This is a genomic window from Hymenobacter arcticus (assembly GCF_054779975.1).
Genome location: NZ_BAAGXF010000012.1, coordinates 165,849 through 178,242 on the forward strand (window position 1 = coordinate 165,849; position 12,394 = coordinate 178,242).

10 protein-coding genes are annotated in these 12,394 nt (G+C 67.1%); 7 read left to right on the forward strand and 3 right to left on the reverse strand.

All coding sequences use genetic code 11. From position 1 onward, the window contains the following. Positions 1-60: 60 nt before the first annotated feature. Together ACYVGC_RS18490 and ACYVGC_RS18495 are read left to right on the forward strand one after the other, a co-directional pair. Complete coding sequence (locus ACYVGC_RS18490; RefSeq protein ID WP_460585332.1) at positions 61-1,500, forward strand: BON domain-containing protein; 1,440 nt, start codon at positions 61-63, stop codon at positions 1,498-1,500. 126 nt (positions 1,501-1,626) lie between these two features. Continuing rightward, positions 1,627-2,457 (forward strand): DUF6544 family protein, encoded by an 831-nt coding sequence (locus ACYVGC_RS18495; RefSeq protein ID WP_460585333.1) that lies wholly within the window; start codon positions 1,627-1,629, stop codon positions 2,455-2,457. Between the two features lie 13 nt (positions 2,458-2,470). Here the strand turns inward: ACYVGC_RS18495 and ACYVGC_RS18500 are convergent, their stop codons facing one another. Continuing rightward, positions 2,471-3,604 carry an Acg family FMN-binding oxidoreductase gene (locus ACYVGC_RS18500; RefSeq protein WP_460585334.1) on the reverse strand — a complete coding sequence of 378 codons (1,134 nt, stop codon included), beginning with the start codon at positions 3,602-3,604 and terminating at the stop codon, positions 2,471-2,473. A gap of 336 nt (positions 3,605-3,940) precedes the next feature. On the opposite strand from ACYVGC_RS18500, the gene ACYVGC_RS18505 reads away from it, so the two are divergent. The 3 genes from ACYVGC_RS18505 (at position 3,941) to ACYVGC_RS18515 (ending at position 7,776) form a co-directional block, all read left to right on the forward strand. Next, positions 3,941-4,993 carry a cyclic nucleotide-binding domain-containing protein gene (locus tag ACYVGC_RS18505; RefSeq protein WP_460585335.1) on the forward strand — a complete coding sequence of 351 codons (1,053 nt, stop codon included), beginning with the start codon at positions 3,941-3,943 and terminating at the stop codon, positions 4,991-4,993. Positions 4,994-5,193: 200 nt separating this feature from the next. Then, a complete protein-coding gene (locus tag ACYVGC_RS18510; RefSeq protein ID WP_460585336.1) occupies positions 5,194-6,024 on the forward strand; it encodes a universal stress protein in 831 nt (276 codons plus the stop codon). A gap of 150 nt (positions 6,025-6,174) precedes the next feature. Continuing rightward, the gene (locus tag ACYVGC_RS18515) at positions 6,175-7,776 is read left to right on the forward strand and encodes a cation:proton antiporter (RefSeq protein WP_460585337.1); all 1,602 of its coding nucleotides are present in this window, start codon (positions 6,175-6,177) and stop codon (positions 7,774-7,776) included. A gap of 459 nt (positions 7,777-8,235) precedes the next feature. Here the strand turns inward: ACYVGC_RS18515 and ACYVGC_RS18520 are convergent, their stop codons facing one another. Together ACYVGC_RS18520 and ACYVGC_RS18525 are read right to left on the reverse strand one after the other, a co-directional pair. Further along, positions 8,236-9,288: a response regulator gene (locus ACYVGC_RS18520; protein WP_460585338.1), complete on the reverse strand. Its 1,053-nt coding sequence runs from the start codon at positions 9,286-9,288 to the stop codon at positions 8,236-8,238. Further along, positions 9,266-10,876: a sensor histidine kinase gene (locus ACYVGC_RS18525; protein ID WP_460585339.1), complete on the reverse strand. Its 1,611-nt coding sequence runs from the start codon at positions 10,874-10,876 to the stop codon at positions 9,266-9,268. The genes ACYVGC_RS18520 and ACYVGC_RS18525 overlap by 23 nt, the downstream gene beginning before the upstream one ends. A 305-nt stretch (positions 10,877-11,181) precedes the next feature. Between ACYVGC_RS18525 and ACYVGC_RS18530 the strand changes: the two genes are divergently transcribed. Both ACYVGC_RS18530 and ACYVGC_RS18535 read left to right on the forward strand, forming a co-directional pair. Then, positions 11,182-11,523, forward strand: a complete 342-nt coding sequence (locus ACYVGC_RS18530; protein ID WP_460585340.1) for a thioredoxin family protein — start codon at positions 11,182-11,184, stop codon at positions 11,521-11,523. A 196-nt stretch (positions 11,524-11,719) separates the two neighbouring features. Continuing rightward, positions 11,720-12,160 (forward strand): BLUF domain-containing protein, encoded by a 441-nt coding sequence (locus tag ACYVGC_RS18535; protein ID WP_460585341.1) that lies wholly within the window; start codon positions 11,720-11,722, stop codon positions 12,158-12,160. Positions 12,161-12,394: the final 234 nt, after the last annotated feature.

Sequence of the window (12,394 nt, forward strand, 5' to 3'; positions counted from 1 at the left end):
TTGCGGTGGTCCTTCCGCTGGCGGCCCGGCGGCCGGCTTTCGCTTTTATTCTCCCCTGCCATGTACATGCCCCTAGACCTGCCCAGCGTAGACGAGCGCCTGGCCGATGCCGACATTCTTACGGCCGTGGCGCGGCTCTTCGAACAGCCCAAGGGCGTGGCCGCGGCCTACATCACCACCACCTGCCACGAGGGCATTGTGGCGCTCACCGGCTTCGTGGACAGCCTGCTGGCGCGCGAGCGGGCCGCCGACCTGGCCAAGGCCGTGCGCGGCGTGCGCGGCGTGGTAAACGAGCTGGCCGTGCGCACCCCCGACGTGCCCAATGGCGAGCTGCTGCGCCGCGTGCGGCAGGCCCTGGCCCAGGACCCGGCCGTAAGTAGCTATGTGCTAGACTGCCGAGCCTGCGACGGGGCCGTGACCGTGGAGGGCGTGGTGCAGTCGTGGGCCGAGGCGCAGCTGGCGCTGCGGGTGCTGTTTGGGGTGCCGGGCCTGCGCCAGCTGCACAACCACTTAGTAGTGCGCGGCGGCCGCCTCACCAACTCCGACGGGGAGATTACCACCCAGATTCAGGCGTTTCTGGCCTGGGATATCCGGGTGCCGAGCACGGGCCTCGACGTGCGCACCACCGACGGCGTGGTGTACCTGGCGGGCACCGTGGGCTCGGCCGCCGAGCACGACCAGACCGTGGCCACGGCCTGCCTGGCCGGGGCCAGCCGCGTGGAAGCCAGCGAGCTGCGGGTAGCCCACGGGGCCCAGGACCCCGCCCTGCGCCGCCAGCCAGGCACCCCCAAGGCCGATGCCGACGTGGCCCAGGCCATTCGCGATGCCCTGCGCGCCGACCCGCGCCTCGACACCCTGCCCCCCACCGTGCAGGTGCGCGCCGGGGTGGTGACGCTGCTGGGCACCCTCAGCAACCTACGCGCCCGCCAGGCCGCCGAGCAGGATGCCCGTAACGTGCTGGGTGCCTGCGAGGTACACAACCTATTGAAAGTGCGCAGCCCGCACCCTGCGCCCGATGCCATCGTTCAGGCCCACGTGCTGGCCGCCCTGCACCACGACCCCTACGTGGGCCGCCGCAGCCTGGTGGTGCAGGTGCGCAATGGGCAGGTGCAGCTGTCGGGCAGCGTGGCTACGCACTTCGACCGGGAGCACGCCGCCGACGTGGCCGCCGGCATCAGCGGCGTGGTGGCGGTGCTCAACCACCTGCACCTGGCCGCCGCCCCCGGTGCCCAGGTGGCCCCCGACACGGGCGCGGCCGTGCCCACCACGCCCCCGCCCAACAGCCCCGAAAAAGCGGACGCGCAGCTCGAAAACCGCCTGAATCAGCGCTACCACTGGTCGGCCCTGCTCCACAACCAGCCGATTGCCCTGCGCGTGCGGGCCGGCCGCGTCACGCTCAGCGGCACCGTAGACTCGTGGCTGGCCCGCCGCCAGGCGGCCAGCGATGCCTACGCCTGCGGAGCCGGCGACGTAAATAATCACTTGCGTATAAGTACCTGATAGCGAATGCTTAGTGGGGTAACAGAGCAGCTTGCGCCATCAGCATGATGGGCTGCTGCGTTTTGGCGAATTACAAGAAGTAGCCGCCGCTCGAAAACTTATCTCCTACCGCTAGCCGCCGCTGCCATGAATCCGAAACGTGCGTGGCAGCTGGCTGCCGCGGCCCTGGCCTTACCCGTGCTGGGCATTGTAGTGGGCCGGGCGCTGGCCGCCCGCCGGCTGCGCCGCGACGTGAAGCGGCTATTTGCGCAGGCCATCCCTGTTTCGGCCCCGGTTTTTCGCCTGGCGCAGCTGGCCGGGCTGCCCGCGCCGGTGCAGCGCTATTTCCGCCACGTGCTGCGCGAAGGCCAGCTCTACCTGCGCGGCCTGCGCTGGCGCCACACCGGGCAGTTCAAAACTGATTTGCAGCATGACTGGGTGACCATTGCGGGCGAGCAGTACGTGACGGCCGACCCGCCCGGCTTCATCTGGCAGGGCACCACGCGCTGGTTTACGGCCCGCGATGAGTACGTGGCCGGCCGCGGGGCTCTCACGGTGCGCCTGCTGGGGGCCATGCCCATCGTGCGGGGCCACGGCCCGCACTACAACCAGGGTGAGCTGCTGCGCTGGCTGAGCGAAAGCATCCTGCTGCCCACCGCGCTGCTGCCCAGCCAGCGGCTGCGCTGGCAAGCAGTCGATGCGCACTCGGCCCGCCTGCTGTTCACCTACCGGGACGAGACGCTGACCTGCCTCATGCGCTTCAACGGGGCCGACGAGCTAGTGCAGTGCGAAACGCAGCGCTACTTCGGGGCCGATACCTTGCTGCCGTGGGTGGTGCGCTGCGCCCACTACCAGGAGCGGCACGGCGTGCGCATCCCCACCGAGCTGGAGGCCAACTGGCTGCTAGCCGGGCGCTTGCAACCCTACGCCCGCTTCACGGTACGCGAACTGGCCTACGACCAGCTGCGACCATTTTGAGGTTGCCCCGGCCCTACGCTGTATTTCGACCCACCTCGCCATTCTGCACAAACCAGTCCACCGGGCGGCGCTCGGCCACGGGCTCGGGGTAGCTGTCCACGTAGCCGCAGCGCAGCAGAAACTGCACCGGCTCGGCCAAACCCAGGGCGTGGTTAACTTGCTGATTGAAGGGGAATTCTTCCAGTATCTGAGTCATGGGGTGCAGGGCGATGCCGCGGCCCCGCACCTGCACCCAGAGGCGCTGCACCCGCCGGCCGGTGTCGAGCAGCGTGGTGGTGGCGCGGTCGGGGCTGGTGAGCACCAGCCACCCGCCCGACTGGCCCACCTGGGCGGCCACTTTGTCCAGGCCCCGCGCCCGAAAACCGGGCGTCAGCACGGTGGCGGGGGTGTAAAAATGGCGCACCCACCAGCCAGCCACCCCGTCGATTTCCATGCTGGCGGGTGTGAGGCCGTCGCGGTGCCGGGCGGCTTCCGGGGCCGAAAACCGGACCCAGCGGCCCAGCTCCTGCTCGGCGGCGTCGCGGTAGGTTTGCTGGTGGTTGGCGGCCAGGGTCTGGGCGTCCAGCCACTGGCCCTGGGGCGAGTCGCGGCGAAAATAGTGGTAGCCCGGCTCGCCCGCCGTGAGGGCGCGCACGTCGGCCGGGGCCAGCGGCTCGCTGCGGTAGCCGGTGCGCACGGTGCGGCGGCGCAGCAGGCTATTTATGTCAAAGGCAGGGAGGCCAGCGGTTTTGGTCAGCGTCACGTCTACCAGGCTGGCAGCCTGGTTGGTATCGGCTAGCAGCTGCCAGCAGCAGGCGTAGCCGAGGTGGGCGGCGGCGTAGGCCAGGCTTTGCAGGAAAGCTCCGATGGACAGGATGGTTTCGCGCTGGGCGGGGTCCACGGCCGGCAGCCAGCGGGCGCGGTCGCTGCCGATGGTCCACTGGAAGGGTGCGTGGCGCGTCACGCGCCAGGGCTGGGTGTTGTGGCCGCTGGGGGCCAGCGCGGCCAGCCGCAATATTTCGCGCTCGGCGGGCAGCAGCGGCACCGCGCCGGGGGCGGGCGGGGCCGGGTACGTAGCAACGGCGGGCGCGTCGGCACCCAGGTAGGCGAGGCCGCCGGTGGTGAGCAGCACGCCCCCAACGGCGGGCCAGAAGTGTCGGCGGGTCATGGCGGTAAGGAGCTAAAGTGGTTGTTAGATTCGCGTCCTTTTCAGATAAATTAAAAATTTGACTGCCAGACTTTTATTTTTAATTTATCCAAAAAGGCGTGACGCGGCACCAGCAAAGGTGCGCACCGGGCGGGGCGGGCAACATGAGCAAAGTCAGCCCTTTGGGCTGCGGATTGTCAGGCCGGTAGCGCGGGGCAGCGGCTATTCCTATGACGAAGCGCAGAATAGTAAACTATTTATTTTCAGCATAGTAAGCTGGATTTTACCCCCCTTATGCCCGCTGCTTACGTTTAGCCAGGCTACTCGGCAGCCCGGCCGTTTTCGCGCGGCCTTCCTATGAAAACGATTCTACTGCTGGAAGAAGACGCGGCCAGCCGGGCGCGCATTGCGGCCGTGCTGGAGCTGGCTGGCTACGGCGTGCACACCGCCCACAGCGGACGGGCCGGCGTGGCCCTGGCGCTGGCTCACCCCCCCGACCTCGTGCTGTGCGCCGTGGGCCTGCCCGTGCTCGATGGCTACGGCGTACTGGCGCAGTTCACCCAGCACCCGCGCCTGGCGGGCGTGCCTTTTCTGCTGCTGGCCAATGAGTTTGACCACGCCGACCAGCGCCGGGCCATGGCGCTGGGGGCCGACGACTACCTCGCCCAGCCCCTGGCCGACGACGAGCTGCTGGGGGCCATTGGGGGGCGGCTGGCACGCTTTGGCCACTTGCAGGCGGGCCACGACCTGGCGGCCCCCGGCGGGCTGGGCGAGTTTGTGGCCGATGCCCGCGCTACCGCCCGCCTCGACCACCTGGCGGGCCACCGCAAGGCCCACCCGGTGCGCCGCCGCCACGAGGTGTACCTCGAAGGCGACGAGGCCACGCGGGCCTACTTTGTGCAGGCCGGCCGCCTCAAAACCTTGAAAACCAACGCCGAAGGCAAGGCCCTGCTTACGGGCCTCTACGGCCCCGGCGAGTTTGTGGGCTACCTGCCCCTGCTGGAGCACTCGCTGCACCGCGACTCGGCAGTGGCCATCGACGACTCGGAGCTGGTGTACATCTCGCAGGAAGATTTTACGCAGCTGCTGCACCACGCCGAGGTGGGGCCGCAGTTTATGCGCCTGCTGGCGGGGCGGGTGAGCGAGCGCGAGCAGCAGCTGCTCGACATGGCCTACCACTCCATTCGGCGGCGCGTGGCCGACGTGCTGCTGCACTTGCACGAGCAGGCCGGCGGCCCGGCGGCCCCCGCCATTCAGCTGGCGCGCGAAGACCTGGCCGCCCTGGTGGGCACGGCCCCCGAGTCGCTCATTCGCACCCTGCGCGAGTTCAAGCAGGCGGGCTTGCTAGAGCTGACGGCCAAAACCATTCGCCTGCTAGAGCCCGAAAAGCTGCGGCATACGCCCTGGTAAGGCTATTAACTTCTAGTGGCTCGCCCACCGGGGCACCAGAGCTTAACAGCTCTGGGCCAACGAAGCGCAGTTGTGCAATAAATCAGACAATGCGGGCGCATTCGTCATTGGGGGGGCGGGCGGCGGGACCGACTTTTATAGCTGCGGGCTGCCTGCAACCCAATCCGGGTGGTTGTGGCTAGGGGCGGCCGCTGCTTGCCATGAAACCAGCCTTTGTAGTGCTCACCGATTTGTCGGGGGCGGCCGATGCGGCGCTCACCTACACCACCCGCCTGGCCACGTGCCTAGATGGCCGCCTGGTGCTGCTGCACATTTTCCTCAATGTGAATGCCTTAATTGAGCCCGAAACGGTGCTGGCTACCACCACTACCCAGCTGGCCGCCCGCCGGCAGCTGCGCGCCGACCTCTGCCTGCAAGCCGAAAACCTGCCGCTCACCGCCGACGTCGAGCTCTCGCCCGATACCCTGGAAATGGCCGTGCGCGGGGCCGTGCAGCGCCACCAGCCGCTGCTGCTGGCCCTGGGCCGCGAGGAGCCGCACTCGCTGCTGAGCCGGCTCATTCCGCACCGCACGGTGTCGGTTTTGCGCACCGTGCGCCACCCGCTGCTACTGGTGCCCGAAGGTCCCGCCACCGAGCTGCCGCACCGCGTGCTGGTGGCCGCCGACGGCCGGTCGTTTTGGCTGACGCCGCCCTCCCTGGCGCTGGGCAGCCTGCTGCTGGCGCTGCGGCCCACTACCTCGGTGGTGCACGTGGTGAGTCAGACTTATGGCCCCTCACGGGGCGATAATGCCCTGGAGTCGGTGCGCCGCACGCGGCTGTTTGGGCCCCTCACCAGCCGCAGCCTGTATGAGGTGCGCGAAGAGTCGCCGGCCGAGGGTATCATCTTGGCAGCCAGCGAGCTGCAAGCGCAGCTGATTGTGATGCTGGCCCGGCCGCACTCGTTTCTGGGGGGGCTGTTTCACCGCAGCGTTACGGCGCAGGTGCTGCGCCACAGCCCAGTGCCGGTGCTGGTGCTGCCTACCACCAACTAGGCTGGGCTAGGGTAGCTGGCTGGTGGGCCCCGCCCGGCGTTGCCCGGCTCCCCTGCCGGCTGCACTACCACGGGCGGGGCCTGCCCCATCGGGCAGGCCCCGCCCTGCATCCAATACTCTTTAAATCAGCTGTTTACAAAACAGCCCCCGATGCATAACCTCGAACTTCTTATCGCCCTGCTGGCCATTGCCACGGCCGTGGCCGAGCTGGCCGAGCGCAGCCGGCTGCCCTACCCCATCCTGCTGATGCTGGTGGGCACGGGGCTGGGGCTGCTGCCGGGCCTGCCCAGCGTCGAGCTGGCCCCCGACCTGGTGTTTCTGCTGTTTCTGCCGCCGCTGCTGTATGCGGCGGCGGCCAGCACGTCGTGGCCCGATTTTAAGGCGGCGCGGCGGCCCATCGGGCTGCTGGCGCTGGGCTGCGTGCTGTTCACCACCGGGCTGGTAGCCGCGGTGGCGCACTACCTGCTGCCGGGCTTTGGCTGGCCCTCGTCGTTTTTGCTCGGGGCCATTGTGTCGCCGCCCGATGCCGTGGCGGCGGCCGCCATCACCCAGGGGCTGGGGCTGCCGCGCCGCGTCACGGCCATTATCGAGGGCGAAAGCCTGGTGAATGACGCAACCGGGCTCATTGCCTACCGCTGCGCCGTGGCCGCCGTGGCTACGGGCCACTTCGTGCTGTGGCAAGCCAGCCTGCAGCTGGTGTGGACGGCCGCGGCCGGCGTGGGCGTGGGCCTGGCCGTGGGCTGGCTCATCCTGCACGTGCACCGCCTCACCACCAGCCCCGTGGTGGGCACCAGCCTCACGTTTCTAACACCCTACCTCGCCTACCTCGCGGCCGAGGAGCTGCACGCGTCGGCGGTGCTGGCGGTGGTTACGGTGGGGCTGTTTCTGGGGCGGCAGGTCACGCTGGGGCCGCAGGCGCGGCTGCGCAGCGATGCCGTGTGGGATACTACCGTGTTTCTGCTCCACGGCCTGGTATTCATGCTGATGGGCCTGGAGCTGCCCACCCTGTTGCACGGCATTGCGCCCGGCTTGCTGGGGGCGGTGCTGGGCTACGGGCTGCTCGTCAGCGGCACCGTGGTGGTGGCCCGGCTGCTGTGGTGGTACCCCAGCGCCTACGCGCCCCGCTGGCTGAGTGCCCGCATCCGGGCCGCCGAGCCGGGGCAGCCGCTGGCCCTAGTGAGCGTAGTGGCCTGGACCGGCATGCGCGGCGTGGTGTCGCTGGCCGCCGCCCTGGCCCTGCCCCTCACCCTGGCCCACGGCCGGCCGTTTCCGCACCGCGAGGTTATCCTGCTCATCACTTTCGTGGTCATTTTTTGCACGCTCGTGGTGCAGGGCCTGAGCCTGGGGCCACTCATCTACTGGCTGGGCATTCGGCCCGACCCCCTGGCCGGGCGCGAGGAAGTGCGCGTGCGGATGCAGCTGGCCCTGCGCATTCTGGCGTATCTGGAGCACCCCGCCACGGCCAACTGGGTGCCCGCCGACGTGCTGCAACGCATGAAAGCCAGCTACGCCCTGCGCCTGGGCCTGCTGCGCAGCTGGACGGCCGCCTTCAAAAACCGCCACACCTACGACCTGCGCGAGAAGCCGTTCGCTAAATCACAACTACTTCAGGAAGAGTTAATTAGGTTTGAACGGGGCGTATTGCAGGAGTTGCAGCAGGAAGAGCGCACCAGCGAGGAAGTGCTGCGCAAGCTCGAAAACGAGCTGGATTTGGAGGAGGCCCGCCTGGAGCTGGATAAAGGCTTGTTTTGAGGTAGCTGCTGCTCGGCAACCTAGAAAACAGGAGGCAGAAAAGGCGGGCACGCTGGCGGCCCGCTGGCTGGCGCGGGGGCCAGTACCACCTCCTGATTCCGGCGGCCGGCGACTAGCAATACCGCCGCCTGGCCCATGGGCGTGGGCAGCGGCACTACCAGCGGTTTGGGTATTCATAGCCCGTAAGCCAGCCTGTTTGGCCGGCCGCCGGCAAGGGGCTCCCGCCGGCTTTAGATAGTATGATACCGCAAGGTGACCCCGCGCCCCAACCGGGCCCATGACGAACGTCATGCTTTTCAGTTAATTAACTTAACCTATTGATATGCAATAAATTAAATTATATTTTAACAAATTGCGGCCTTGGCCGGGCGGCGCGGGTTCGGGGTGGTAATCGGCGGGCGGCCGGGGCGCGGGCACGCCGGGCGGGCAGCGGGGCGCCGGGCCTGCCAACGCCGGGCTTTACCAGTGCGCGCGGCGCAGCTTTTCGGGTTCCAGCACCCGAATGTTCTTGGGCGTCAGCTCAATCAACCCGCTATGGTTGAACTCGCTGAGGGTGCGAATGAGCGACTCGGGGGCGGTGCCCACCATGGCCGCCATGTCGTCGCGCGAGAGCTGGATGCTGGCCTCCGGGTCGCCGGCCGTGGGCTCGTAGAGGCGCAGCAGCGTGTCGGCCACGCGGCGGCGGATACTGCTGTAGGCCATGGCCAGCAGCTGCTGCTCGCGCTCGCGCACGCGGCCCGCCAGCAGGTGGATAAACTGCTGGCCCACGGCCGGATTACGCAGCAGCAGCTGCGAAAAATCGTCCTGCGGAATGTACACCAGCTCCGCGTCATCAACGGCCACGGCCGAGTCGGTGTGGGCGGTGTGGCCCAGCAGCGGCAGGTAGCCGAAAAACTCGCCGGGGCCGTAGAAGCCGGTAATCAGCTCCTTGCCGGTTTCGGTGGTTTTCACGGTTTTGATGCGGCCGGTTTGCACAAAGTACATGCGGGTGGCCTCGTCGCCTTCGAGGTACACGTCCTGCTTGCGGCGCAGGGGGTGGGCGCGGCGGTCGGCCGAGAGGCCGGCCAGCTGGCCCACGGTGCGGGCATCGTCCAGAAACTCATTCAGGCCCCCGGCCTGGAGGTCGTAGTCGGGCTTGAGGTGCTGAAACCGGGCCAGCCGGCCGCTGATGGCGCTCAGCAGCTCATTTTCGCTGAAGGGCTTGGTGAGGTAGTCGTCGGCCCCCAACTCCATGCCCCGGCGCTGGTCGGTGCGCTCGGTTTTGGCGGTGAGAAAGATGAACGGCACGCCCGCGAGCTGCGGGTTTTGGTTGAAAATATGCAGCACCCCGTAGCCGTCGAGCACTGGCATCATAATATCGCAGATAACCAAGTCGGGTTTGCTGGCCAGGGCATTCTCGACCCCCAGCTTGCCATTTTCGGCGGTACGCACGGTGTAGCCGGTCAGCGCGAGCAGCTCGGCCGTGTTTTCCCGGATGAAGGCATCGTCCTCAATCAGCAGAATCGTTTTCATAAGGAATAGTGACGGTGACGGTGGTGCCCTGGCCCAATTCGCTCCGCAGGGCAATGGTGCCGCGCAGCAGCTCCAGGTACTTGGCAATGATGTAGAGGCCCAGCCCGGTGCCGGGCACGGTGCTGACGCTGCGGGCCCGAAAAAACCGCTCGAACAGGTGCGTCTGGTCTTCTTTGGAAATACCCACGCCCTGGTCTTCTACGCTGAACACCAGCTGGTTATCCTGAAAGCTGGCCCGCACCGTCACGGCCGCGTTTTCGCCCGAATACTTGAGGGCGTTGGAGAGCAGGTTGACCAGGATTTTGCGCAGCAGCGACGCATCGAGGTGCACGGAGTCGGGGCACTCCACCAGGCGCACAATGGTTTGGCCGGGCTTGCGCAGGCTTTGCACGTCGGCCAGGGTTTCGGTGAGCAGCGCGGCCAGGTCGAAGGTAGTGGGCTGCGCCGCCATAGCCCCCTCCTCGATGCGGCCCACCGAGAGAAACTCCTCCAGGATGGCGTTCAGGTGGTTTACGGAGGCTTCGATGCGCTGGAGGTGTCGCAGGCGCTGGGCCTGCTGGTCGGTGCCGGGGTACTTGCCAATGAGCGTGGCCGAGGTAAGCACGGCCGTGAGCGGGGTGCGAAACTCGTGCGAGGCCATGCTCACGAAGCGCGACTTGAGCTCGCCCAGCTCGCGCTCGGCGGCCAGGGCCTGGGTGAGCTCCTGGCCGCGCTGTTCGAGCTCGGCCAGGGTGCTGAGCAGCGCGTGGGTGCGGTCGGCCACCTTATGCTCCAGCTCGGCGTTGAGGCGGGCCACGTGCCGGTGCTGGGCAATCAGCTCCTGCTCGGCCGCCTGCATGAGGCTGATGTCGAGGATGTAGGCCACCACGTACAGCTCCTCGTCGAGGTAAAAGTAGCTCAGGCTGACTTCGACCGGAAACACGGAGCCATCCTGGCGCTGGCCTTGCAGCATACGGTGCACGCCCATGTTGCGCACCTGCGGGTGGTGGTTGAAGGACTCGCGCAGCTGCTCGTGGTGGCGGCCGGCCGCACCGGGCACCAGCGCTTCGATACGCCGGCCCAGCAGCGCGGGCAGCGCATAGCCAAATAGCTGCCCCGCCAACTCATTGGCCGACACCATTATACCGGCTCTATCGCAGACGATGATGCCGATGGTGGCATTGGCAAACACCGCCTCGAAGCGGCGCACGCTGTGGGCCAGGGCGCGCTCGGCCCGTTGCAGGGGGCTTTGCTCGGTGAGGCACACGAGCAGCGTGGCGCGGCCCGCGGCCTCAAAATACGTGAGCCGCAGGTAGGCCAGAAACGGCTCGCCGGTGTGGCGGCGGATGGTCGTTTCCAGCTCCTGGTGGCCTTCGCGCTGCGTAAGCTCGCACAGGGCCCGCCACTCGGCCACCGTCCAGGGCGGTGAGCGCAGCGAGTGGTCGGGGTCGTCCAGAAAGGCTGCTTCCGAGGCGTAGCCCAGCAGCTGCACGGCCAGGGGGTTTACCTGCGTAAACCAGCCCAGCTCAACGTCGTAGATGCCCACAAACTCGCGGGAGTGCGTGTAGAGGAGGTCGGAGAGGATGGTGGTGTACGCAGCGGCAAGCATGGGAGGGCGCAGAAGAAAATGGGAATACCAGGGCTGAACCTCACCCTTCGCAAAGGTCGGCAATAAGCGCGCGCGTGGGCATGATAAACATCAGCTAGTTGGCCGGCAAGTGTCATGGGCGGGGCGGGGCGCGGGCGGCCAGCTTTGCACGCTGGTGTAGCGGCCCCACCCCAGCCCTCTACCACCTGGCCTTCATTAATATGATAAATATCAGTCATTTAGGCCAGCAACTTCCTGGTGGGAATCGCGGAAGGGCATTATTTTTGCCCCTATTCCCCTTTCCTACTGCTCACCAGCTGCTTGCTATGCCCTCTCCTACCCCCACGCCCGGCGCTGCCCTGGCCGCCGATGCGGCGGTGCTGCTGGTGCTGCTGCCGCCGGTGGGCACGGCCCGGCCGGTGCGGGTGGCTACGCTGGCGGCCCTCCAGGCCTTGCAGCAGCAGCTGGGCAGCGGCATCCGGGTGCTATCGGTGGACGAGGCCAGCCACCCGGCGGTGGTGCGCAGCTTCCAGCCGGCCGACCTGCCAGCCTTCGTGCTGGTGCGCCGGGGCGTGGAGCTGTGGCGGCAGCAGGGCCTGCCCGAGGGCGAGTTTATTGTGCCCCAGCTGCTGGCCCGGCTTGGCGTGCCGCCCGCCAGCCAGGGGTAGCTGCACGTTGGTGCGGTTACAACGTTTACCCATTGCGCAAGCGGCAGCCTTCGCAAACACGCAGGAATAGCTGCACGTTGGTGCATTAAAAAAGACTGATTATCAGCCGTTGTGCGTAGCTTCACTGCCTGCGAGCGCTACCTTAGCCGGGCCGGGCACCCGCCCGAGGCGGGCTTTGCTTCACTCCTTTGCCACTATGGGCCTGTACCACCTCTTTTACCAAAGCCAGGCGCGGCAGCCCTTCGACACGGCGGCCCTCACGGCCCTGCTGCACCAGTCGCGCGCCTTCAACCGCGCGCACCACCTCTCAGGCCTGCTGCTGCACACGCCCGACGGCCGGTTTTTTCAAATTCTGGAGGGCGAGGAAACCGAGGTGCGGGCGCTCTACTACGACCGCATTGTGGCCGACCCGCGCCACCACCGCTGCCGCCTGCTGGGGGCCGGGGCCTGCCCCGAGCGCAGCTTTGCCGACTGGAACATGGGCTTCCGCATTGCCAACGCCCAGGAGCTGCACGCGCTGCTGGCCGCCGCCACCCCCGCCGAGCAGGTGCTGTTTGCCCCGCTGCCCCGCGTGCGCCCCGAGTTGCTGGCGCTGCTGCTGGCTTTTGTGGCAAACCACGAGATGGAGAACGGGTAGGAAGGCTTGTTAACAGGTCCTATACTACCCCTCTTACGAAGGCCGTACCCCGGCCTGCTGGTATTGATGAGGCTAGGAAGGGTATTTGGCTTGGTACCGCAACGTTGAAACCAAGTCGTAGTAGGATGCAGATTTTTGGGAATCAATAATCCCACTTAGAGGCTATCCAAATAGGGATTAATTTGGGGTATGGCTACTACTCAAGAGTTCATCATTTCCGATACGTTATGGGCT